Source organism: Parafrankia discariae (assembly GCF_000373365.1).
In the GTDB taxonomy this organism is placed as follows: domain Bacteria; phylum Actinomycetota; class Actinomycetes; order Frankiales; family Frankiaceae; genus Parafrankia; species Parafrankia discariae.
Window position 1 is genome coordinate 144,282 of record NZ_KB891252.1, and the last position, 22,715, is coordinate 166,996.

At 71.7% G+C, this 22,715-nt stretch carries 19 protein-coding genes; 1 reads left to right on the forward strand and 18 read right to left on the reverse strand.

Annotation, left to right across the window (positions count from 1 at the left end; genetic code table 11):
• Positions 1-4: 4 nt before the first annotated feature.
• From nuoN to B056_RS0128130, 15 genes are all read right to left on the reverse strand, one after another.
• Positions 5-1,582: an NADH-quinone oxidoreductase subunit NuoN gene (gene nuoN / locus B056_RS0128060; protein WP_026240226.1), complete on the reverse strand. Its 1,578-nt coding sequence runs from the start codon at positions 1,580-1,582 to the stop codon at positions 5-7.
• A complete protein-coding gene (locus B056_RS0128065; RefSeq protein WP_026240227.1) occupies positions 1,579-3,138 on the reverse strand; it encodes an NADH-quinone oxidoreductase subunit M in 1,560 nt (519 codons plus the stop codon). The genes nuoN and B056_RS0128065 overlap by 4 nt, the downstream gene beginning before the upstream one ends.
• Position 3,139: 1 nt before the next feature.
• On the reverse strand, positions 3,140-5,128 hold the full coding sequence (nuoL, locus tag B056_RS0128070) for an NADH-quinone oxidoreductase subunit L (protein WP_018505164.1): 1,989 nt from the start codon (positions 5,126-5,128) through the stop codon (positions 3,140-3,142).
• A gap of 207 nt (positions 5,129-5,335) precedes the next feature.
• A complete protein-coding gene (gene nuoK, locus B056_RS0128075) occupies positions 5,336-5,635 on the reverse strand; it encodes an NADH-quinone oxidoreductase subunit NuoK (protein ID WP_018505165.1) in 300 nt (99 codons plus the stop codon).
• Positions 5,632-6,579: an NADH-quinone oxidoreductase subunit J gene (locus B056_RS0128080; RefSeq protein ID WP_018505166.1), complete on the reverse strand. Its 948-nt coding sequence runs from the start codon at positions 6,577-6,579 to the stop codon at positions 5,632-5,634. The genes nuoK and B056_RS0128080 overlap by 4 nt, the downstream gene beginning before the upstream one ends.
• Positions 6,576-7,202, reverse strand: a complete 627-nt coding sequence (nuoI, locus tag B056_RS0128085) for an NADH-quinone oxidoreductase subunit NuoI (RefSeq protein WP_018505167.1) — start codon at positions 7,200-7,202, stop codon at positions 6,576-6,578. The genes B056_RS0128080 and nuoI overlap by 4 nt, the downstream gene beginning before the upstream one ends.
• A gap of 3 nt (positions 7,203-7,205) precedes the next feature.
• The gene (nuoH, locus tag B056_RS0128090) at positions 7,206-8,567 is read right to left on the reverse strand and encodes an NADH-quinone oxidoreductase subunit NuoH (RefSeq protein ID WP_018505168.1); all 1,362 of its coding nucleotides are present in this window, start codon (positions 8,565-8,567) and stop codon (positions 7,206-7,208) included.
• Positions 8,564-11,065 carry an NADH-quinone oxidoreductase subunit G gene (locus tag B056_RS0128095; RefSeq protein WP_051105768.1) on the reverse strand — a complete coding sequence of 834 codons (2,502 nt, stop codon included), beginning with the start codon at positions 11,063-11,065 and terminating at the stop codon, positions 8,564-8,566. The genes nuoH and B056_RS0128095 overlap by 4 nt, the downstream gene beginning before the upstream one ends.
• 4 nt (positions 11,066-11,069) lie before the next feature.
• Positions 11,070-12,413 (reverse strand): NADH-quinone oxidoreductase subunit NuoF, encoded by a 1,344-nt coding sequence (gene nuoF, locus B056_RS0128100; RefSeq protein ID WP_018505170.1) that lies wholly within the window; start codon positions 12,411-12,413, stop codon positions 11,070-11,072.
• A gap of 2 nt (positions 12,414-12,415) precedes the next feature.
• Entirely contained in the window at positions 12,416-13,246 is an 831-nt protein-coding gene (nuoE, locus tag B056_RS0128105) for an NADH-quinone oxidoreductase subunit NuoE (RefSeq protein WP_018505171.1), read from the reverse strand.
• Positions 13,246-14,619, reverse strand: coding sequence for an NADH-quinone oxidoreductase subunit D (locus B056_RS0128110; protein ID WP_018505172.1), 1,374 nt, complete (start codon positions 14,617-14,619; stop codon positions 13,246-13,248). Before B056_RS0128110 ends, nuoE begins: the two co-directional genes overlap by 1 nt.
• A 91-nt stretch (positions 14,620-14,710) precedes the next feature.
• Positions 14,711-15,400, reverse strand: a complete 690-nt coding sequence (locus B056_RS0128115; RefSeq protein WP_018505173.1) for an NADH-quinone oxidoreductase subunit C — start codon at positions 15,398-15,400, stop codon at positions 14,711-14,713.
• The gene (locus B056_RS46240) at positions 15,393-16,187 is read right to left on the reverse strand and encodes a NuoB/complex I 20 kDa subunit family protein (RefSeq protein ID WP_018505174.1); all 795 of its coding nucleotides are present in this window, start codon (positions 16,185-16,187) and stop codon (positions 15,393-15,395) included. Before B056_RS46240 ends, B056_RS0128115 begins: the two co-directional genes overlap by 8 nt.
• Entirely contained in the window at positions 16,178-16,540 is a 363-nt protein-coding gene (locus B056_RS0128125; RefSeq protein WP_018505175.1) for an NADH-quinone oxidoreductase subunit A, read from the reverse strand. Before B056_RS0128125 ends, B056_RS46240 begins: the two co-directional genes overlap by 10 nt.
• A gap of 324 nt (positions 16,541-16,864) precedes the next feature.
• Positions 16,865-18,163, reverse strand: a complete 1,299-nt coding sequence (locus tag B056_RS0128130) for a geranylgeranyl reductase family protein (protein WP_026240228.1) — start codon at positions 18,161-18,163, stop codon at positions 16,865-16,867.
• 584 nt (positions 18,164-18,747) lie between these two features.
• On the opposite strand from B056_RS0128130, the gene B056_RS0128135 reads away from it, so the two are divergent.
• A complete protein-coding gene (locus tag B056_RS0128135; protein WP_018505177.1) occupies positions 18,748-19,464 on the forward strand; it encodes a dienelactone hydrolase family protein in 717 nt (238 codons plus the stop codon).
• Positions 19,465-19,472: 8 nt separating this feature from the next.
• On the opposite strand, the gene B056_RS0128140 is transcribed toward B056_RS0128135, so the two are convergent.
• From B056_RS0128140 to mqnC, 3 genes are read right to left on the reverse strand one after another with little or no spacing between them, the layout of a single operon-like run.
• A complete protein-coding gene (locus tag B056_RS0128140) occupies positions 19,473-20,270 on the reverse strand; it encodes a demethylmenaquinone methyltransferase (RefSeq protein ID WP_018505178.1) in 798 nt (265 codons plus the stop codon).
• A gap of 4 nt (positions 20,271-20,274) precedes the next feature.
• Complete coding sequence (gene add / locus B056_RS0128145) at positions 20,275-21,321, reverse strand: adenosine deaminase (RefSeq protein ID WP_026240229.1); 1,047 nt, start codon at positions 21,319-21,321, stop codon at positions 20,275-20,277.
• A 50-nt stretch (positions 21,322-21,371) separates the two neighbouring features.
• Entirely contained in the window at positions 21,372-22,577 is a 1,206-nt protein-coding gene (mqnC, locus tag B056_RS0128150) for a cyclic dehypoxanthinyl futalosine synthase (protein WP_018505180.1), read from the reverse strand.
• Between the last annotated feature and the right edge of the window lie 138 nt (positions 22,578-22,715).

The window sequence follows — 22,715 nt, forward strand, 5'->3', positions numbered from 1 at the left end:
GCCATCAGCGTACGAAGCCGGAGGTCGCCGCGGTGGTCGCCAGATCGAGAAGCGGCTGCGGCGCCACGCCCAACAGCAGGGTCATGAGTGCACCTATACCCACCGTAGCGAAGGTAAGAGTCGGCCGGGTGACGACGACCGGTCCGTCGGCGAGCGGCTCGGAGAAGAACATCAGCACGATGACCCGGACGTAGAAGAACGCCGCGATCGCGCTGCACACCAGGGCCACGATCACCAGTGGGGTGGCGTCGCCGTCGATCGCCGCCTGGAAGACCGCGAACTTGCCGGTGAACCCGCTGGTCAGCGGGATGCCGGCGAGCGCGAGCAGCAGGAAGGCGAAGATGCCGGCCAGCAGCGGGGACGTCCGGCCCAGGCCCTGCCACTGGGAGAGGTCGCTGGCCTCCCCGTCACCGGTGCGGACCAGGGAGACGACCGCGAACGCCGCGATCGTGGTGAAGCCGTAGGTCACCAGGTAGAACATGGCGCCGCGCAGGCCGTCGACGTTCGAGCCGGCTATCCCGACGAGCAGGAAGCCGGCGTGGGCGACCGCGGAGTAGGCGAGCATCCGCTTGATGTCACGCTGGGTGAGCGCGAGGACGGCGCCGACGACCATGGTGAGAATGGCCACAGCCCAGATCACCGGCCGCCAGTCCCACCGCATGCCACCGAAGGCCACGTAGAAGACCCGCAGCAGCGCGCCGAAGGCGGCGACCTTCGTCCCGGCCGCCATGAAGGCGGTGATCGGGGTCGGGGCGCCCTGGTAGACGTCCGGCGTCCAGGAGTGGAACGGGGCGGCGCCGATCTTGAAGAACAGGCCGACGCCGAGCAGCGCGAGCGACAGGTAGAGGTAGGTGTCGTTCTGGCCGACCGTGCCGACCGCGTCGGCGATCCGGCCGAGCTCGACGCTGCCGGCGTAGCCGTAGGCGAACGCGACGCCGTACAGGAAGAACGCGGACGAGAAGGCCCCGAGCAGGAAGTACTTCATCGCGGCTTCCTGCGACAGCAGGCGGCGGCGCCGCGCCAGCCCGCACAGCAGGTACAGCGGCAGCGAGAGGATCTCCAGCGCCACGAACATGACCAGCAGGTTGTTCGAGGCGACGAAGAGGAGCATCCCGCTGACCGAGAAGACCATCAGCGGGTACGCCTCGGTCTGGACGTCCGGCGAGGTGCGCTGCGCGGTGGAGCCGCGCGAGCCGGGGACGACCGCGGCGGAGGCGACCAGCGCGCCGCCGGAGGAGTCCAGCCGCCGCTCGGCGACCAGCAGCACCGACAGCAGCGCGAACACCAGGATGGTGCCCTGCAGGAACAGCGTCGGCCCGTCGATGGCCACCGCGCCGGCGGCGAGCACCTGGCGGTGGGCGTGCAGCAGCACCACCGCGACGAACGCGCCGATGAACCCGGCGCCGGCCAGCAGCGGCTGGAGCACCCGCCGGGCCTTCGGCGGCGCGAAGGCGTCGACGAGGACCCCGGCCAGCGCGACGCCGAACAGGATCAGCATCGGGCTGAGGGACGAGTACTCGATCGACGGCGGTGTGATCTTCTGCGCGGCGCCCTGCGCCAGCACAGTCGTTGCGGCGCTCACGAATGGCCTCCGGATTCCGGCGCGGCCACCGGGGCCGTCGGCGCCGGGTCAGACTTCCCGATGTCCGCGAACGTGGCGGTCACCGTGGGCGTGATGATGTCGAGCAGCGGCTTCGGGTACACGCCGAGCCCGATGATCAGTGCGACCAGCGGCGCCACGACCAGTGTCTCCCGCACGCTGAGGTCCTTGACGAGGCGCATCTTCTCGTCCTTGACCGGACCGGTCATCGTGCGCTGGTACAGGTACAGGATGTAGATCGCGGCGAGCACGATGCCGCAGGTCGCGACGATCGCCAGCGCCCGGTACCTGGTGAACGTGCCGACCAGCACCAGGAACTCGCTGACGAAGCTGTTCGTGCCCGGCAGGGCCAGGGACGAGAGCCCGGCGATCAGGAACACCCCGGCGAGGATCGGCGTCACCTGGGCCAGGCCGCCGTAGGCGCTGACGTCCCGGCTGCCCCGCCGGGCGACCAGGAAGCCGACGACCACGAACAGCAGGCCGGTCGACAGACCGTGGTTGACCATGTAGAGCACGGCACCCGTGCCGGCCTGCGAGGTGAAGGCGAACGTCCCGAGCGCGATGAACCCGAAGTGGGCCAGCGAGGTGTACGCGACCAGGCGTTTCATGTCGCGTTGGCCGATGGCCAGCAGCGCGCCGTAGAAGATGCCGACCACCGCCAGGGCCAGCACCATCGGCGCGAAGTACTCGGCGGCGTCCGGGAACAGCGGGATGCAGTACCGGATCAGGCCGAACGTGCCGACCTTGTCCAGCACGCCGACGAGCAGGACGGCGCCGCCGGTCGGCGACTGCGCGCCGGCGTCGGGCAGCCAGGTGTGGAACGGGAACAGCGGCGCCTTGATCGCGAAGGCGATGAAGAAGCCCAGGAACAGCAGCTTCTGCACGCCGGGGGTGATGTCGAGCTGGCGCAGGGTGGCGAAGTCGAAGGTGCCCGTGCCGAGCTGGTCGGCGGCGACCACGTACAGGCCGATCACCGCGGCGAGCATCAGCAGCCCGCCGAAGAGGCTGTAGAGCAGGAACTTCACCGCCGCGTAGGACCGCTGCGCCTTCTCCTCGACCGGCCCGTAGCTCCCGATCAGGAAGTACATCGGGATGAGCATGGCCTCGAAGAAGACGTAGAAGAGGAACACGTCGGTGGCGGCGAACACCCCGATCATGCCCGTCTCCAGCGCCAGCAGCAGCGCGAAGAAGGCGGGGACGGAACGCCGTCCCTCGTCCGCCTCGTCCCAGGAGGACAGCACGACCACCGGGACGAGCAGCGCGGCGAGCAGCATCAGCACCAGTGAGATGCCGTCGGCGCCCACCGAGTAGGAGACGCCGAACTCCTTGATCCAGTCATAGGACTGGCCGAACTGGAAGCCGGCCTTGCCCGGGTCGTACGCGGCGGTCGCCAGCACGGCGAGCACCAGGACGGCCAGCGAGGTGGCGAGCGCGAGTTGCTTGGCGAGCGTGCCGTACCGGCGCGGCAGTGCCGCGACGACCAGCGAACCGACCGCGGGGACGATCAGCATGATCGTCAGCCAGGGGGCTGTGCTCACGTCAACCGGCCCTGGTGAGCAGCAGAGCACCGACCACGAGGACGGTACCTCCCAACATCGACAGTGCGTAGGACCGGACGAAGCCGGTCTGGGTGCGTCGCAGCCGGCCGGACAGTCCGCCCACGGCGGCGGCGCTCCCGCGCACGAAGCCGTCGATGCCGACGTTGTCCGCCCAGACCAGGAAACGGGTCAGGTACTGGCCCGGCCGCATGGCGACGGCCTCGTTGAAGGTGTTCGCGTAGAGGTCGTGGCGCGCGGCGACGGTCACCACACCGACCTCGGCGTCCGGGCGGGCGACGGCCTCGACCGGGCGGAGCTGGTAACGCAGGTAGGCACCGGCGAACCCGCCGGCGGAGACGACCAGCACCAGCGCGGTGACGACCGCGGGCGAGATGTCGTGGTGCGCCTCACCGTGCTCGCCGACCACCGGGGCGAGCCAGTTCTGCATCGAGCTGCCGAGGACGAACAGCCCACCGGCGAAGACCGAGCCGACGGCCAGCAGCATCATCGGACCGGTCATCGTCGCCGGCGACTCGTGCGGGTGCTTGGCCTCGGGCCCGTCGTGCTCCCACCGCGCCTTGCCGTGGAAGGTCATCAGGAACAGCCGGGTCATGTAGAACGCGGTGATCCCGGCGCCGAGCAGCGCGACACCGCCGTAGATGTAGCCGCTGGTGCCGCCCTTGGCCAGCGCCGTCTCGATGATGCGGTCCTTGGTGAAGAACCCGGACAGGCCCGGGAAGCCGATGATCGCCAGATACCCGAGGCCGAAGGTGACCCAGGTGATCGGCATGTGCCGCCACAGGCCGCCGTAGCGGCGCATGTCCTGCTCGTCGTCCATCGCGTGGATGACCGAGCCGGAGCCGAGGAACAGGCCGGCCTTGAAGAAGCCGTGCGCGAGCAGGTGCATGATGCCCAGCGCGTACCCGGCCGGGCCGAGCCCGACGGCGAGGAACATGTAGCCGATCTGGCTGACCGTCGAGTAGGCCAGCACCTTCTTGATGTCGTCGTAGGCGCAGCCGATGACGCACCCGATGAGGATCGTGACCGCGCCGATGATCAGGACGACGGTCCGCGCGGCCTGCGTCTGGTCGAAGATCGGGGCGGCCCGGACGATCAGGTACACACCGGCGGTGACCATGGTGGCCGCGTGGATGAGCGCCGAGATCGGGGTAGGGCCTTCCATGGCGTCCGGCAGCCAGGCCTGCAACGGGAACTGGCCGGACTTGCCGCAGGCACCGAGCAGGAGCAGCAGCGCCATCGCGGTGATGGTGCCGTAGCCGATGACGTCCGCGGCGGCGGCACCGAACACCGAGTCGTAGTTGGTGCTGCCGACGGTGGCGAACATGAACATGATCGCGAGGGCGAGGCCGACGTCGCCGACCCGGTTCATGTAGAAGGCCTTGTTCGCGGCGGTGGCCGCGGCCGGCTTGTACTCCCAGAACTTGATGAGCAGGAAGGACGAGAGGCCGACCAGCTCCCAGCCGCCGTAGAGCACCAGGAAGTTGTTGCCCAGCACCAGCAGCAGCATCGAGGCCAGGAACAGGTTCATGTAGGCGAAGAAGCGCCGCCGGCCCGGGTCGTGCGACATGTAGCCGATCGAGTAGATGTGGATCAGCGTGCCCACACCGGTGATCAGCAGCACGAAGACCGCGGAGAGCTGGTCGAACAGCAGGCCGACGTCGACCTGGAAGCCGTTGACCGGGATCCAGCTGTAGAGGTGCTGGGAGACGGCTCGGTCGTCGCCGGAGCGGTCGAGCAGCCCGAAGAACAGGATCAGGCCGACCACGAAGGAGGCGGCCGCGGTCAGCGTGCCGAGCAGGTGGCCCCACCGGTCGGTGCGCCGCCCGCCGAGCAGCAGGATGGCCGCCCCGGCCAGCGGAAGCGCGATGAGCAGCCAGGTCAGCGAGAACGCCCCGGACGCGGCGGCGTAGTGCACGGCCCCGCCGCCGTGCTCGTCGGCCGCGAGGATGGCGGCCCCTCCGGCGCTCATCGCGGTCCGGTTCCGGGTACGTGCGCCAGCGCCAGGGCCACCGGAGGTGGTCCGGGCTGCGCCGCCCCTGTTGCGCAAAGCGTCACTGCAGTGTCGTCCGTTCTTCCGTGACCGGAGGTCCCGGTCGCGGCCGCGTCAGGGCGGCCGGGAGACAAGCCTCGGAGTGCCCGAGTAGGGAGTGCCGAGTACGTCGAGAGGATCGAGAGGTCAGTACTTCAGCAGGTTCACGTCGTCGACCGACGCTGATCTGCGCGTCCGGAAGATCGACAGGATGATCGCCAGGCCGACGACCACCTCGGCGGCGGCCACGACCATGACGAAGAACGCCATGATCTGGCCTTCCAGCGTCCCGTGGATGCGGGAGAACGTCACCAGGGTCAGGTTCACCGCGTTGAGCATCAGCTCGATCGACATGAACACGACGATCGCGTTGCGCCGGACCAGGACCCCGGTCGCGCCGATGGTGAACAGCAGACCCGACAGGATCAGATAGTTCGCCGGGTTCACCGACCGCTCCCCCTGCCCGCGCCCACCGGCGCCGACCCGCCGACGACGGTCTCGCCGTCGGAGTCCTCAATCGTCCCGTTCGCGCTCGGCCCGCCGTCGGGCCCACCGCCGTCCGGGCCGTCCGTACCGGAACCGCCGGGACCGCCGGAACCGCCCGCACCGGGCCCGCCGTCGTCCGGACCACCCGGACCACCCGTGCCGGACGGGCCGGCACCGGGCCCGCCGAGGTCCGGGCCGCCGTCGGCGACATCGCCGCCGCCGGCCGCGACGAGCTCGGGCTGCTCCGGGCCGGGGTTGGTCGCGAAGACCTTCGGCCCGGGCCGCGGGGTGACCGGGCCGCCCTCGACGAAGCGGGCGCGCATCCGCTCCTTCTGCGTGACCTTCTCACCGGCGTGCTCGCGGTGACCGAGGACCATCGTCCCGACCGCCGCGACGACGAGCAGTACCGAGATCGCCTCGAAGACGAAGACGTACTCGGTGAACAGCAGACGTCCGATGGCGTGGACGTTGCCGCCGGTGTTCGCCGCCTCAAGGCCGGCCGCCTTGCCGCCGTCGATCGCCCGGCCGATCGGGAACGCCAGCAGGCCGGCGAAGCCGAGGCCGAGGATCACCGCGGCGATCCGTTGGCCGCGCAGCGTCTCGACCAGCGAGTCGGACGAGTCGACCCCGACCAGCATCAGCACGAACAGGAACAACACCATGATCGCGCCGGTGTAGACGATGATCTGGACGAAGCCCAGGAAGGGCGCGTCCTGGATCAGGTAGAACACCGCGACGCAGAACAGGTTCACCACGAGCAGCAGGGCGGAGTGCACCGCGCTGCGCATCAGGACCAGGCCGAGCGCCGCCAGCAGCGCCACCGGCGCGAGCAGCCAGAAGGTCCAGGCCTCGCCGTTCGACGTGCTGCTGATCTCCGCCGCCTGGGCGAGAATCTGCGGATTCATCGGGGGCGCTCCGAACCCGCGCCGTGGGCGGGCACCTTGTCCGCCGCCCGGTCGGGCCCGTCGGCCTCGGCGGGCCCGTCGGCCTCGCCGGCCGGCGCGGCGCCGACCTGCCAGGGCAGCGGGGCGTCGGGATCGCGGGTGTAGTAGTCGGTCTCGCTCGCACCGAGGCGCATCGGGTGCGGCGGGTTCTCCATGCCGGCCCGCAGCGGGGCGAGCAGCTGCTCCTTGGTGAAGATCAGGTCGTCGCGGCTGTCGTCGGCCAGCTCGTAGTCGTTCGACATCGTCAGCGCCCGGGTGGGGCACGCCTCGATGCACAGCCCGCACAGGATGCAGCGCAGGTAGTTGATCTGGTAGACGCGGCCGTACCGCTCACCTGGCGAGAAACGCTGCTCGTCGGTGTTGTCCGCGCCCTCGACGTAGATCGCGTCGGCCGGGCAGGCCCACGCGCACAGCTCGCAGCCGACGCACTTCTCCAGCCCGTCCGGATGGCGGTTGAGCTGGTGACGCCCGTGGAAGCGGGGTGCCGTCTCCTTCTTCTGCTCCGGGTACTGCTCGGTCGTCGGCTTCTTGAACATCGTCGAGAAGGTGACGCCGAAACCCTTGTAGGGGTCGAGGATCCCCATGGTTCAGCTCTCCTGTCGCGGACCGGGGCCCGCGGGGATGACGGTGGTGTTTCCCTTGTCGCCGCCGCCGGCGGAGCCGGCCGCGGCGCGGCCGGCCAGTGCCCTCGTCGCGCCGTCGGACGGCGGCGGCCAGGGAATCCTGTCCAGGCTGGGGGCCGATTCGGCGCGTTCCCGCTCGGCCTCCTCCTGCTCGCGCTGCGCCCTGGACGCTCCCGGGTCGATGATCGCGACCACGAGCAGGACGCCCACCACGACCCCGAAGCCGATCAGCCACGGCGTCCGGTCGCTCACGTGCTCCTGGTAGGCGCGGAAGGTCGCGACCGCGAGCACCCACACCAGGCCGACCGGGATCAGGACCTTCCAGCCGAAGGCCATGAACTGGTCGTAACGCAGCCGCGGCAGGGTGCCCCGCAGCCAGATGAACACGAAGATGAACAGCAGCAGCTTGATGACGAACCAGATCAGCGGGTACCAGCCGTGGTCCAGGCCGGACAGGCCCGGGATCGGCGGCGGCTGCCAGCCCCCGAGGAACAGCGTGGTCGCGATCGCCGAGACGGTGACCATGTTGATGTACTCGGCGAGGAAGAAGAACGCGAACTTGATCGAGCTGTACTCGGTGTGGAACCCGCCGACCAGCTCGCCCTCGGCCTCGGGGAGGTCGAACGGCGTCCGGTTCGTCTCACCGACCATCGCGATGCAGTAGAGGATGAACGACGGCAGCAGCGCGATGTACCACCAGTCGTGCTGGCTCTGCACGATCCCGGCGGTCGACAGCGTCCCGGCGTAGATGAAGACCGCGACGAAGGCGAGGCCCATCGCGACCTCGTAGGAGATGATCTGCGCGGCCGAGCGCAGCGAGCCGAGCAGCGGGTAGGTCGAACCGCTGGACCAGCCGGCGAGGATCAGCCCGTAGACACCGATCGAGGCGGCCGCCAGCAGGTACAGCACGCTGACCGGCAGGTCGGCGAGCTGGAGCGTGGTGCGCTCCCCGAAGATCGACACCTCCGGCCCGAACGGGATGCAGGCGAACGCCAGGATCGCCGGCACCGCCGAGATGATCGGAGCCAGGACGAAGACCGGCTTGTCGGCCAGCGTCGGGATGATGTCTTCCTTGAGCATGAGCTTCACGCCGTCGGCGAGGCTCTGCAGCCAACCGCGCGGGCCGTGCCGGTTCGGCCCGACCCGCTGCTGCATCTTCGCGACGACCTTGCGCTCGAAGACGATCGAGAACAGCGTCATCACCAGCAGGAACGCGAAGACCGCGACCGCCTTGATCAGGATGAGCCAGAACGGGTCGTCGGTGAGGACGGACATGTCCGGGTCGCCGGTGTTCGCGGCGAGCAGGAGCGTCGAGGTCCCGGTCATGCCTGGCCTCCGCTGGTGAACTGGCCTCCGCTGGTGAAGGTGTCGACCTCGCCGCCGGGCGCCGTCTCGGTCGGCGGCAGGCCACCGGCACGCAGCCGGACCAGCACTCCGGCGTGCTCGGCCAGCGAGCGCCGCACGTGCGACCCGGGTGAGTGCGTCGGGACCCAGACGACCCGGTCCGGGATGGCGGCGATCTCCAGCGGCAGGGTGACCGAGCCGCGGGAGGTGCTGGCGGTGACCGGCTGCCCGGCGACCGCGCCGATCTCGGCGGCGGTCGTGGCCGAGAGCAGCAGCCGCGGCGGACGGGCGGTACCGGCCAGGTACGGCTCGCCGATCTGCAGGGCCCCGTCGTCGAGGTTGAGGTGCCAGCTCGCCAGCAGGGCCTCCCCCGGGCCGGCGGTGACCGCGGCGGGCACCGGCTCGGTGGGGGCCGGGCCGCGGCCGGTCTCGTCACCAGCGCGACCGAGCTCGCTGAGCTCGCGCGCGGCGGCGCCGGCGTCCGGGATCCGCAGGTCGACGCCCATCTCGGCGGCGAGCAGGTGCAGCACCCGCAGGTCGGGCAGGGCCGGGGTGCCGGTCAGCGCGCGCTGGAAGGGGCGCAGCCGCCCCTCCCAGTTCACGAACGTGCCGGCCTTCTCCGCCACCGGCGCCACCGGGAAGACGACGTCGGCGACCTCCGCGATCGACGAACGGCGGATCTCCAGCGAGACGCAGAACGGCACCCGGGCCAGCGCGGCCAGCGCGGCCGCGGGGTCGGGCAGGTCCTCGGCGTCCACACCGGCGACGACGACCGCGTCTAGCCGGCCCGCCGCGGCGGCGGCCAGGATGCCGTCGGTGTCACGGCCGGGCGCGCCCAGCAGGCGGGCGCCCCAGAAGGACTCCACCTCGGCCCGCGCGCCGACGTCCGCGACCGGGCGACCGCCCGGCAGCAGCGACGGGAGCAGGCCGGCGGAGACCGCGCCGCGCTCACCGGCGCGGCGCGGCACCCAGGCCAGCGCGGCACCGGTGGACTCGGCGAGGCGCAGCGCCGCGGACAGCGCGCCGGGTGACTCGGCGGCCCGCGAGCCGACCAGGATCACCGCTCCGGGCGCCCGCAGCGCCTCGGTGGTGGCCGAGGCGCCGGTGGCCAGCTCGTCCAGCGCGGCGGCCTCGCCGCCGGGGACGACCGGGATCAGCGTGCCGGCCATCTTGCTCAGGCCGCGGGTGATCAGCGGAGCCAGCGCGTGCACGGCGGTGCCGTGCTTGCTCGCCGCCTTGCGCAGCCGCAGGAAGACGATGGGCGACTCCTCCTCCGGCTCGAAGGAGACGAGCAGGACGACGGGCGCGGTCTCGAGGTCGGCGTAGGTGACCCCGATGCCGGTGCCGGCGACGGCGCTACCGAGGAAGGCCTCCTCCTCGGCGGAGTGCGGGCGGGCGCGGAAGTCCACGTCGTTGGTGCCCAGGGCGAGCCGGGCGAACTTGGCGTAGGCGTAGGCGTCCTCGCGGGTCAGCCGGCCGCCGGCGAGCACGCCGACGCCGTTGCGGTCCCGGCACTCGGCCAGGCCGCGGGCGGCGTACTCCAGTGCCTCCGACCAGCTGGCCTCGACCAGCTCGCCGGTGCTGTCGTCGCGGATCAGCGGGGTGGTGAGGCGGTCGGACTGGCGCGCGTAGTTGAACGCGAACCGGCCCTTGTCGCAGTTCCACTCCTCGTTGACCACCGGGTCCTCGGCGGCGAGGCGGCGCATCACCTTGCCGCGGCGGTGGTCGGTGCGCAGCGAGCAGCCGGCGGCGCAGTGCTCACAGGACGTCGGCGTCGACACCAGGTCGAACGGCCGGGCCCGGAACCGGTAGGCGGCGCTGGTCAGCGCGCCCACCGGGCAGATCTGCACCGTGTTGCCGGAGAAGTAGGACGAGAACGGCTGGCCGTCGCTGACGGCGACCTGCTCGGCCGCGCCCCGCTCGAACAGCTCGATGAACGGGTCCCCGGCGATCTGCGCGGAGAACCGGGTGCAGCGCGCGCACAGCACGCAGCGCTCGCGGTCCAGCAGAATCTGGCTGGAGATCGCCAGCGGCTTCGGGTAGGCCCGCTTCGTCTCCTTGAAGCGGGAGGTGGCCGAGCCGTTGGCCATCGACTGGTTCTGCAGCGGGCACTCGCCGCCCTTGTCGCAGATCGGGCAGTCGAGCGGGTGGTTGAGGAGCAGGAACTCCAGTGTCCCGGCCTGGGCCTTCTTCGCCACCGGCGAGCTGACCTGGGTCTTGACCACCATGTCGGCGGCGACCGTGGTCGTGCAGGACGCGACCGGCTTGCGCTGGCCCTCGACCTCGACGATGCACTGCCGGCAGGCGCCGACCGGGTCCAGCAGGGGATGGTCGCAGAACCGTGGGATCTCGATTCCCAACAGCTCCGCGGCCCGGATGATGAGGGTGCCCTTGGGCACGCTCACCTCTAGCCCGTCCACGGTCAGGGTGACCTGGTCGGGTGCGGCCGGCGCGGCCGGCTTCTCTGGGGCGACGGTCATGATCTCAGTGCGCTCCCGCGTAGGCGCCCGGCGTGCCCGCGGCCGCGCCACCCGCGGCCGCGCCGTTCGCCGAGCCGGCTACCGACGTGGTGGAACCCGACGGCCCCACCGGGGTGATCGGGAGGAATTCGTTCCGGAAGAACTTGATCCCGGAGACGACCGGCGAGGTGGCGCCGTCCGCGAGCGCGCAGAAGGCGCGTCCGAAGATGTTGTCGCAGGCGTCGATGAGGGTGTCGACGTCGTCGGGGTCGCCCTGGCCGCGCTCCATCCGGGACAGGATCTGCACCATCCAGGTGGTGCCCTCCCGGCACGGGGTGCACTTGCCGCACGACTCGTGCGCGTAGAACTGGGTGAGCCGCCGGACGATCTTGAGCATGTCGACCGAGTCGTCCATGATCATGAGAGCGGCCGTGCCGAGCAGCGAGCCGGCCTCCTGCACGCCCTCGAAGTCCAGCGGGACGTCCAGGTGGTCGGCGGTCAGCAGCGGCGTCGACGAGCCGCCGGGGGTCCACGCCTTGAGCTTGCGGCCACCGAGGACACCGCCGGCCATGTCGAGCAGCTCGCGCAGCGTCGTGCCCATCGGGGCCTCGTACTGGCCGGGGTGGGTGACGTGGCCGGAGAGGCTGTAGATCTTCGGGCCCGGGGCGCGCTCGCGGCCCATCGACCGGAACCAGTCGACGCCGTAGTTCACGATGAAGGGAACCGTGGCGATCGTCTCGACGTTGTTCACGACCGTGGGAGACGCGTACAGGCCGTGGGTCGCCGGGAACGGCGGGCGCAGCCGCGGCTGGCCGCGCCGGCCCTCCAGCGAGTCCAGCAGCGCCGTCTCCTCGCCGCAGATGTACGCGCCGGCGCCGGAGTGCACCACCAGGTCGAGGTCGAACCCGCTGCCGAGGATGTCCCGGCCCAGGTAGCCGGCCCGGTACGCCTCGGCGACGGCGGCGCGCAGCCGCCGTCCGGCGTGGATGAGCTCGCCGCGCAGGTAGATGAAGGCCCGGTTCGCGCGCACCGCGTAGGCGGCGATCACGATGCCCTCGATCAGCGAGTGCGGGTCCGCCTTCATCAGCGGGGCGTCCTTGCAGGTGCCCGGCTCGCCCTCGTCGGCGTTGATGACGAGGTAGTGCGGCTTGCCGTCGCCCTGCGGGATGAAGCCCCACTTCATGCCGGTGGGGAAGCCCGCGCCGCCGCGGCCGCGCAGGCCGGAGTCCTTGACCAGTTTGATCAGGTCGTCCGGGCCCTGCGCCAGCGCCCGGCGCAGGCCCTGGTAGCCGTCGAGGCGTTCGTAGGTCGCCAGCGTCCACGACTCGGGCGCCGTCCAGCGCCGGGTGAGGACCGGGGTGACAGGCATGGTCAGTTCACCTTCGTCTGCGGGACGCCGGGCGTCCCCGGCGCGGGCGCCGGGCTCGCCGGGGCGGCGGCACTCGACGATGCGGGGCTGCTCGACGCCGGCGCCGCCGGGGCCACCGGGGCCGAATCGGCCGAGGGCGGCGCGTTCGAGGGCAGCGGGGTCAGCGGCGGGGCACCGGCCACGCCGTCCTCCGCCTTCCAGCCGGCGGCCTCGGCGAGCAGGACTCCGGCCAGGGACGGGGTCCCGACCCCCGGCCCGGCGATGCCCTCCGGCCGCGGGTCCTCGAACCCGGCGAGCTGGAAGGAGGACTCGCCGAAGGTGCACAGCGGGCCGCCGCGGGTCGGGGCCGGGCGCTCGCCGCGCCGCAGGGCGTCGACGATCTCCTCGGCCGAGTCCGGGTTGACCTGGTCGTAGAACTCGTAGTTCACGGTCATGACCGGCGCGTAGTCGCAGGCCGCCAGGCACTCGGCGTGCTCCAGCGTGATCGTGCCGTCCTCGGTGGTCTGGTCGTGCCCGACGCCGAGGTTCTTCGACAGCCGCTCGTAGACCTCCTCGCCGCCGCGCAGCAGGCAGGAGAGGTTCGTGCAGACGGAGACCAGCCAGTCGCCGACCGGGCGGCGCTTGTACATCGTGTAGAACGTGGCGACCGCGCTGACCTCGGCGTGGGTGATGCCGAGCTCCTCGGCGCAGAACTCCACGCCCTCCGCGGTGACTGCGCCCTGCTCGGACTGCACCAGGTGCAGCATCGGCAGCAGCGCCGAGCGGGAACGTCCCTCGGGGTAGCGCGCGACGATCTCACGGGCCGCGGCGCGGGTCTGTTCGGTCAGTGGCATCAGCGATCAACTCCCCCGAGCACCGGGTCGACGGAGGCGACGCCGACGATGACGTCGGCCACCTGCCCGCCCTCCGTCAGCGCGGGCACGGCCTGCAGGTTCACGAAGCTTGGGTCGCGCACGTGGACGCGGAACGGCTTGGTGCCGCCGTCGCTGACGACGTGGTAGCCGAGCTCGCCGCGCGGCGACTCGATCTGCGTGTACACCTGGCCGGCGGGCACCCGGAAACCCTCGGTGACGAGCTTGAAGTGGTGGATCAGGGCCTCCATCGAGGTCCCCATGATCTTGCGGATGTGCTCGAGCGAGTTACCCATGCCGTCCGAGCCGATGGCCAGCTGCGACGGCCAGGCGATCTTCTTGTCGGCGACCATGACCGGGCCGGGGCGCAGCCGGTCCAGGCACTGCTCGATGATCTTGAGGGACTCGCCCATCTCCTCCAGCCGCACCAGGTACCGGGCGTAGGAGTCGCCCTCCAGGGCGGTCGGGACGTCGAACTCGTAGGTCTCGTAGCCGCAGTACGGCATGGTCTTGCGCAGGTCCCAGGGCAGGCCGGCCGCGCGCAGCACCGGCCCGGTCGTACCCAGCGCGAGGCAGGCGGCGGCGTCGAGGAAGTTGACGTCGACCATCCGCGCCTTCCAGATGGGCTGGCCGGTCAGCAGCGCGTGGTACTCGCGGATGCGCTTGGGCATGTCGTCGAGGAACGCCCGGATCGCCGGGATCACCTCGTCCGGGATGTCCTGCGCGAGGCCGCCGGGCCGGATGTAGGCGTGGTTCATCCGCAGGCCGGTGATCGTCTCGAGCAGGTCGAGGATCTTCTCGCGCTCCCGGAACCCGAAGATCATGCCGGTGGTGGCGCCGAGCTCCATGCCGCCGGTCGCCAGCCACACCAGGTGCGAGGCGATCCGCTGCAGCTCCATGACGAGCACCCGGATGACGGTCGCCCGCTCCGGCACCTCGTCGGTGATGCCGAGCAGCTTCTCCACCGACAGGCAGTACGCCGCCTCGTTGTACAGCGGCGAGAGGTAGTCGGCGCGGGTGAGGAAGGTGACCGCCTGCGTCCAGGTGCGGTACTCGCAGCTCTTCTCGATCCCGGTGTGCAGGTAGCCGATGACCAGGCGGGTCTCGGTGACCGTCTCGCCCTCGATCTCCAGCACCAGCCGCAGCACCCCGTGGGTGGACGGGTGCTGCGGGCCCATGTTGACGGTGATCCGCTCGCCGTCGTCCTCACCGGTGCCGAGAACCTGCTCCCAGTCACCGCCCGTCACGGTGTAGACGCGGCCGGCCGAGGACTCGGTGAACCCGGCCTCGTAGGGCTGCGCGCCGGTGAGGGTCTCGGCCGGACCGTCGACGGGCGTCTCGGTGTGCGTGCTCATAGCGAACCTCGGAAGTCGCCTCGGGGGTGCCTGGCGGTCACGCGTGACCCCGTCGTGGCCCGCGCCCGGGTGGCGACCGGACAGTGCCCGGTCACGAGTAGCTCCGGCGGGTCTCGGGCGGCGGGATCTGCGCGCCCTTGTACTCGACGGGGATGCCGCCGAGCGGGTAGTCCTTGCGCTGCGGGTGGCCGACCCAGTCGTCCGGCATCATGATCCGCGTGAGCTCGTGGTGGCCCTCGTAGACGATGCCGAACAGGTCGTAGGCCTCGCGCTCGTGCCAGTCCGCGGTCGGCCAGACCGGGGTCAGGCTCGGCAGCACCGCGTCGCCGTCCGCGACGGACACCTCGACGCGCAGCCGGCGCCGGTGCGTCAGCGAGGTCAGGTGCACCACGGAGTGCAGGCGGCGGCCGGTCAGGTCGTCGGGGTAGTCCACCCCGGACAGCGACGACAGCAGCTCGAAACGCAGCCCCGGGTCGTCGCGCAGCGTCCACGCGACGTCGAGCAGCCGCTCGCGGCGCACGTGGATCGTCAGCTCGCCGTAGGCGAAGACGACCCGCTCGACGGCGTCACCGAGCTCGGGGAAGACCCGCTCGAGGGTGTCGTAGACGGTGTCGGCGGCCTCGTCGCCGAACGGCCGGGACGTCGACGCCAGCACGGCCACCGGCGGCACGAGGCCGCCGAAACCCGACGTGTCGCCGCTGCCGCGCGCGCCGAAGGCGTCCCGGCGGCGGCCGCCGGGGCCGCCCGGAACGCCGGCGGAGCCCGGTACCAGGTCAGTCATCGGTCAGGGTCTCCGTGCTCGGTCCGGGACCGTCGGCCCGGGACTCGTCGGTCGGCTTGGCGTCGACGGGCACCCGCTTGCCGCGGCCGAAGACGGACGGCGGCGCGATCGCCGCCGGGCGGCGCTCGTCCAGCACCGGTTCGACGGCACCGCGCCCCGCCGGGACGGGCGCGCCCTCAGGCAGGCTGAACCGCTTGCGGTCGTTGACCGACAGCGTGCGGGTGTCGACCGCGCCGGCGGGCAGACCGGACCACGCCGTGGCCACCTCGATCGGCTTCGGGTAGGGCGACGAGCCGGCCTTGGTGTGCTCGACCTTGCCCGACACCGAGCCGGCGAGGATCTTCTCGTGCAGCTTGATGATCGCGTCCATGAGCATCTCGGGACGCGGCGGGCAGCCCGGCAGGTACATGTCCACCGGCACGATGTGGTCGACGCCCTGCACGATCGCGTAGTTGTTGAACATGCCGCCGCTGCTCGCGCAGACGCCCATCGACAGCACCCATTTGGGCTCGGGCATCTGGTCGTAGATCTGGCGCAGCACCGGGGCCATCTTCTGGCTCACCCGGCCCGCCACGATCATGAGGTCGGCCTGGCGCGGGCTGGCCCGGAAGACCTCCATCCCGAAGCGGGAGAGGTCGTAGCGGCCGGCGCCGGTCGACATCATCTCGATGGCACAGCAGGCCAGGCCGAAGGTCGCCGGCCACAGCGACGACCTGCGCGACCAGTTGGCCAGCTTCTCGACGGTGGTCAGCAGAACTCCACCGGGCAGCTTCTCTTCTAGTCCCATTCCAGACCCCCCCGGCGCCATATGTAGGCGTAGGCGACGAAGATCGTCGCCATGAACGACACCATCGCGCCGAGACCGAAGACCGCGAGACCGTCGAACGTGACGGCCCACGGGAACAGGAAGATGATCTCGATGTCGAAGACGATGAAGAGCATCGCGGTGATGTAGTACTTCACCGGGAACCGGTGCGGCCCGGCCGGTGTCGGCTCGGGTTCGATACCGCACTCGTAGATGTCGACCTTGGCACGGTTGAACCGTTTCGGGCCGACCAGCGCGCTCACCGCCACGGAGCCGACCGCGAACAGCATGGCGATCGCGAGCAGAACGAGGATCGGCACATAACTGTCGAGCATGCCGAACTCCTCTCCTTCGAAAGTTTGGTGCGGACGTCTTGGTGGCGGTTCGCCGGGTGTGGGCCGAACGGGCCTCCCGAGCCAACCGGTGCTTCGTGCTCCTGCCCCCGCGGGTGCCGAGCGCGGGTGCAGCCTACGCGACCTCTGATTTCCCGGTCGCACCGGGATTGTTCCCCTCCGCAGCACCGACGGAGGGATCTCCCTCGAACGTCCGACACAGCCCGGAGCGTCCTGTTTCGGGGCACGCGCGAGTATCGGGAGCCGTCTCGTGCCGGGTCGCGCGTCGGCGTACCGACCGGCGGCCTGGCGAACTGGAGACGCGGCTCAGGCGGCGGGCGCCAGCCGGGTCAGCGCGTTGATCAGTCGGTCCGTGGCGTCACCTCCCCGCGGGTCGGTCAGATTCGCCATGACCTTCAGGACGAAACGCATCAGGGTGGGCCGAGGCAGGCCGTACCTGGTCCCCAGCGCCATCACGGCCGGGTTCCCGATGAGCTGTACGAACAAACGGCCCAGGGTGTAATAGCCCCCGTATGTCTGGGCCAGGATCTCCGGATATCGCCCGAGGGCCCGCTCCCGGGCCGGCCCGGAGTGCCGGGCGAGCGCGAGGACGATCGTCTCGGCGGCGATCCGGCCCGATTCCATCGCGTACGCGATGCCCTCGCCGTTGAACGGGTTCACCATCCCGCCGGCGTCGCCGACGAGGAGCACTCCGTCCTGGTAGTGCGGGGCACGGTTGAAGGCCATAGGCAGCGCGCTGCCGCGGACCGGGCCGGTGGCGTTCTCCTCGGTGTACCCGAACTCCGACGGCAGGCCGTTCAGCCACCGGCGGAGCAGGTCCCGGTAGTCGGTGTTCTGGAAGGCGCTGGTGGTGTTCAGCATGCCCAGGCCCACGTTGCTGGTGCCGTCACCCATGCCGAAGATCCACCCGTAGCCCGGCAGCAGCCGGCTCTCGCGCGGCGGGCCCTCCCACAGCTCGAGGTGGGACTCGAGGAAGTCGTCGTTCGTGCGCGGGCTGCGGTAGTAGCGCCGCACGGCCACCCCCAGCGGGCGGTCCTCCCGGCGCCGGATCCCCAGCGCCTGCGCGATCCGGGCGCTGTTGCCGTCGGCGGCGACCACGACCGGGGCGCGGAACTCGGCCGGGGCCCGGTCGACCCCGGCCCGGGCGGTCACGCCGACCACTCGTCCCGTCCGGTCGTCGCGCACCGGCCCGGTGACGGAGGCGCCCTCCACCAGCCGGGCACCGGCCTTGACCGCGTGCCGGGCGAGCATCTCGTCGAAGTCCGCCCGCGGGCGGACCAGGCCGTAGTCGGGCCAGCTCGCCAGCTCCGGCCACGGCAGCTCGAGGCGCACCCCGCCCCCGATGATGCGCAACCCCTTGTTACGCAGCCAGCCGGCCTCGGCCGATGTGTCGATGCCCATCTCGACAAGGCTGCGCACGGCCCGCGGGGTCAGCCCGTCGCCGCAGACCTTCTCCCGCGGGAAGGTGCTCTTCTCCAGCAGGAGGACGTCGAGCCCGGTGCGCGCGAGGTGGTAGGCGGTGGCCGAGCCACCCGGCCCGGCTCCGACCACGATGACGTCGGCGTCGGGGCGGTCACCCACCTGGGTACCGTCTCGTTCCGTCATCCGCTTGGTCACGCGCCGCTCCGGATTCCCGCGCCAGTCGGCCGATCAGGGCCGTGTCCCACGTCTCCCGCTTGCGCGCTCGTGAAATTCTTCACGAGCGCCACGCCGAGTGTAGGCCCTGCCAAGGCCCAAGGCACCAACCAGGACCTCGAGATGGGCAGACGAGTCAACTTCTCCCGTACTCCGCAACGCAGCGCCACGGCACCGCGACGATAGGCACCTCGGTGGTCCCTCGACCGGGCCAACACCCGCCAGGCGGTGCGGCGCGAGCCGCGACGGCCCGACAGGAGGCCACACCGCGGGCGGCGGCGTGGGCCCGGCCCGCGCCGATCGGGCCGGCGGGCGTCCGACCGGGCCGACAGCCGCACGATCGGGCCGACGGGCGCACGATCGGGCCGACCGTCACCGGTCAGGAAGTGACATGACCAGCCGAGCTGGGTAGTTCCGCAAAGTTGGCTGACAGAAGTTGGCCGACACCACCGGACCCGCGTCTCAAGGATCGACGCGCCCCCACCGGATCCGGAGCCCGCCGACCGCCCGGCACCGATCGACAGGCCCCACCGACATCGGAGATCGACGCGGCCATGACCTCAGAAACTGTCGTTCTCACCACCGCCGACGGCCCGACGCCCGCGGTCATCGCGGAGCCCCGGTGGACCGCCCGCGGTGGCGTCCTCGTCGTGCACGAGGTGTTCGGGCTCACCGACCACGTGACCGACATCTGCCGCAGGTTCGCGGACGCCGGCTGGCGGGCCGTCGCCCCCGACCTGTACCACCGGCAGGGCTCCCCCGTCTTCGACTACCCCGACTCGGCGGCGGCGGTCTCGCTGCGCGGCCGGCTGGCCGGTGACGACATCCTCGACGATCTGGACTCCGGGCTGATGGTGCTCGCGGAGTCGGGGACGGCGGTCGACCGCTGCGCCGTCGTCGGGTTCGGCATGGGCGGTGGCATCGCCTTCCACGCGGCCGTGCGGCGCCCGCTCGGCGCCGCCGTCACGTTCTACGGGGGCGGCATCGAGGACGGGCGGTTCCGCGAGCCCTCACAGCTCGATCTCGCCGCCGGCCTGCAGACCCCCTGGCTGGGGCTGTACGGGGACCTCGACCACTCGATCCCGGCGGAGCAGGTCGAGCACCTGCGGGCGGCGGCCGCCCGCGCCGACGTCGACACCGAGATCGTCCGCTACCCGGGGGTGGGCCACTCCTTCTGCAACGACGAGCGTCCCGACTCCTACGACGACGCCGCGGCCCGCGACGCCTGGGCGCGCACCCTGACCTGGATGGATGCGCACGTCCCGGAGTGACCCGGGGTTCAGTCGTCCCCGCCGGGACGGACCGCCCGGTGGACGGCGACGATCCCGCCGCTGAGGTTGCGCCAGCCCACCCTCGTCCAGCCGGCCGCGCGGATCGACTCCGCCAGCGCGGCCTGCCCCGGCCAGGCCCGGATCGACTCCGCCAGGTACACGTACGAGTCCGGGCTGCTGCTCACCGCCCGGGCGACCGCGGGCAGCGCCCGCATCAGGTACTCCAGGTAGGCCGTACGCACCGGCCGCCACACCGGACGGCTGAACTCGCAGACCGCCAGCACGCCGCCGGGCCGGGTGACCCGTAGCAGCTCGGCGAGGCAGACGTCGACCTCGGCCACGTTGCGCAGGCCGAAGGAGATCGTGACCCGGTCGAAGGAGCCGTCCGCGAAAGGCAGACGCAGGCCGTCACCAGCCGTCAACACCACCCGGCCTTCACCAGCGGCGCCCCTTCCGCCTCCGGTACCCGTTCCCGCTCCGGCGCTCGCGGCCCCGGCACCCGCCCCCGCGCGCGTGGTCGCGTCGGCGAGCCGGCGCCGGGCCTCGGCCAGCATGCCCAGGGAGAAGTCACAGGCCACCACCTCGGCCCCGGCGGCGGCGAAGGCCCGGGACGACGTCGCCGTCCCGGCCGCGAGGTCGAGGACCCGCAGACCCGGCGCCAGGGCCAGGGCCCGTGCGGTCGCGGTCCGCCAGGTGCGGTCCAGCCCGGCCGACAGCACCGTGTTCGTCACGTCGTACCGCCGGGCGACCTGGTCGAACATCGCGGCCACCTGGTCGGGTTTCTTGTCCAGACCCGCTCGGCTCACCGGCTCATCCCTCCGCGTTCGTCATGGCCACCGGTCCCGCCAGGTCGGCGAACGCCGCGGGGGCGGCGGCGAGCGCCGCGGCCTGGGCGGCGTCCCAGTCCGCGCCCGCCCCGAGCGCCGACAGCCGGGAGCGGGTCCGGTCGTCGCACAGCGCGCCGGCCACCCCGGCCTCGTAGAGCCCGGCGAGGGGCACCCCGAGACCCGCCGCGACGGCGTACTCCCGTTCGAGGTCCGTGCCGAACATCGCCGGGTCGTCGGTGGCCAGCGAGCAGCGCAGCCCGGCCGCGACCAGCGCGGGCAGCGGGTGCGCCGCCAGGTCGGTGACGACGCCCGTCCGCAGGTTCGACGTCGGGCAGACGTCCAGCACGACGCCCCGCTCGACCAGTTCGGCGACGAGCCCGGGCTCCTCGAGAGCCCGCAGGCCGTGCCGGATCCGGCGCGCCCCCAGCACGTGCAGCGCGCCGCGCACCGACTCGGCGCCGACCGTCTCCCCCGCGTGCGGGACGGCGGGCAGGCCGACGTCGGCGGCGGCGGCGAAGACCGGCGCGTACGGCTCCGGTGGATGGCCGACCTCCGGCCCGCCCAGGCCGATCCCGACGACACCGCGGTCGGTGAACCGGGCGGCCCAGCCGACGACGTCCATCGCGACCTCGGGCGGCAGCACCCGGTCGATGTCCGGGGTGAGCCGCACCTCGACCCCGAACCGCTCCCGGGCCTCGACGGCGCCCTCGGTGTAACCGATGAAGATCTCCTGCCAGGGCACGCCCCGGTGCACCCGGAACCACGGCGAGAAGATGCCCTCGAGGTAGACGGCGCCCTGCGCGGCGGCCCGGCCCGCGTAGTCGACGACGACCTCGCGGAAGTCCTCGGCCGTGCGCATGACCTGCGTCGTGAGCACCCAGACCTTGAGGAAGTGGTCGAAGTCGCGGAACCGGTACAGCTCGGCTATGCCCTCGACGGTGCGGGCCGGCAGCGCCTCGTCGTTGCGCCGTGCCATCGCGAGCAGCATCTCCGGCCGCACTGTCCCCTCGAGATGGACGTGCAGCTCGATCTTCGGCCCACTGCCCGCGACGGCCGGCCCACCCGTGTCCGGTTCGTGGCTCAGGTCGACACCAGCGGCAGCGCGGTCGAGGAGAAGTGCGAGGCCACCCGGTCGTCGACCGGGTCGAGAGCCGGGTCCCGGTGCACGACGAGGTGCCGGTACAGCGTGTCGCGCTGCGCCGGGATCCGGTCGGCGGCCCGGATCAGGTGGATGAGCTCGGTCCGGTTGGTCCGGTGCCGGGCCCCCGCGGAGGACACCACGTTCTCCTCCAGCATGACCGAGCCGAGATCGTCGGCACCCATGTGCAGGGTGAGCTGACCGACCTCCTTGCCGGTGGTCAGCCAGGAGCCCTGCAGGTGGGCCACGTTGTCGAAGAACAGCCGCGCGACGGCCACCAGCCGCAGGTACTCCAGGGTCGTCGCCTGCGTCCGGCCGCCGAGGTGGTTGTTCTCCGGCTGGTAGGTCCACGGGATGAACGAGCGGAACCCGCCGGTGCGGTCCTGGACGTCCCGGATCATGCGCATGTGCTCGATGCGCTCGGCGTTGGTCTCGCCGGTGCCCATCATGAACGTCGCCGTCGACTCCAGGCCCAGGCCGTGGGCGATCTCCATGACCGACAGCCAGACGTGGCCGGGCTCCTTGAGCGGGGCGATCGCGTGCCGGGGACGCTCGGTGAGGATCTCCGCGCCCGCGCCGGCGAAGCTGTCGAGACCGGCGTCACGCAACCGGGTGATCACCTCGGCGAAGTCCAGGTCGGACGTCCGCGCGATGTGCACGACCTCGCTGGCGCCGAGCGAGTGCAGGGCAAGCTGCGGGTAGGCGGCCTTGATGCCGGCGAACGTCCGCTCGTACCACTCGATCCCGAACTCGGGGTTGTGCCCGCCCTGCAGCATGATCTGGGTAGCGCCCAACTCGACCGCCTCGCCGCACTTGGCGACGATGTCGTCGAGGTCGCGGACCCAGCCCTCGGCGTGCTTCGGCGACCGGTAGAAGGCACAGAACCGGCAGGCCGTCACGCAGACGTTGGTGTAGTTGATGTTCCGGTCGATGATGTAGGTGGCGATGCCGTCCGGGTACCGGCGGCGGCGCACGACGTCGGCCGCGTGCCCGAGGTCGTGCAGCGGGGCGGACGTGTAGAGGAGCAACGCCTCCTCCGGCGAGATCCGCCCGCCGTCGGCCGCCCGGTCGAGCAGCGCGCGGATCTCGGTGTCGGGAACGCGGGCCCGGCCCGCCGGGGACTCACCGTCGGCATCAACAAGGCTCACCCCAGGATCGTACGACCTGCGCCGGGCGGGCCCCGGCCGGCAGGCGGCCGAACCCGGACAACCCACCCCTGAGACCCCCGCCGGACGGCCCGGACCAGGACGGCGCGGGGCTCAGGGAGGCACCGGGCTCAGGGAGGC

What these genes read in the sequence shown, in the direction of transcription:
- B056_RS0128080 (WP_018505166.1), bottom strand. Translation starts at nt 6,579, where the DNA reads ATGAATCCGCAGATTCTCGCCCAGGCGGCGGAGATCAGCAGCACGTCG.
- nuoL (WP_018505164.1), bottom strand. Translation starts at nt 5,128, where the DNA reads ATGAGCGCCGGAGGGGCCGCCATCCTCGCGGCCGACGAGCACGGCGGC.
- nuoI (WP_018505167.1), bottom strand. Translation starts at nt 7,202, where the DNA reads ATGGGGATCCTCGACCCCTACAAGGGTTTCGGCGTCACCTTCTCGACG.
- B056_RS0128095 (WP_051105768.1), bottom strand. Translation starts at nt 11,065, where the DNA reads ATGACCGTCGCCCCAGAGAAGCCGGCCGCGCCGGCCGCACCCGACCAG.
- B056_RS0128110 (WP_018505172.1), bottom strand. Translation starts at nt 14,619, where the DNA reads ATGAGCACGCACACCGAGACGCCCGTCGACGGTCCGGCCGAGACCCTC.
- nuoE (WP_018505171.1), bottom strand. Translation starts at nt 13,246, where the DNA reads ATGCCACTGACCGAACAGACCCGCGCCGCGGCCCGTGAGATCGTCGCG.
- B056_RS0128130 (WP_026240228.1), bottom strand. Translation starts at nt 18,163, where the DNA reads ATGACGGAACGAGACGGTACCCAGGTGGGTGACCGCCCCGACGCCGAC.
- B056_RS0128135 (WP_018505177.1), top strand. Translation starts at nt 18,748, where the DNA reads ATGACCTCAGAAACTGTCGTTCTCACCACCGCCGACGGCCCGACGCCC.
- B056_RS0128115 (WP_018505173.1), bottom strand. Translation starts at nt 15,400, where the DNA reads ATGACTGACCTGGTACCGGGCTCCGCCGGCGTTCCGGGCGGCCCCGGC.
- nuoH (WP_018505168.1), bottom strand. Translation starts at nt 8,567, where the DNA reads ATGACCGGGACCTCGACGCTCCTGCTCGCCGCGAACACCGGCGACCCG.
- B056_RS46240 (WP_018505174.1), bottom strand. Translation starts at nt 16,187, where the DNA reads ATGGGACTAGAAGAGAAGCTGCCCGGTGGAGTTCTGCTGACCACCGTC.
- B056_RS0128125 (WP_018505175.1), bottom strand. Translation starts at nt 16,540, where the DNA reads ATGCTCGACAGTTATGTGCCGATCCTCGTTCTGCTCGCGATCGCCATG.
- nuoF (WP_018505170.1), bottom strand. Translation starts at nt 12,413, where the DNA reads ATGCCTGTCACCCCGGTCCTCACCCGGCGCTGGACGGCGCCCGAGTCG.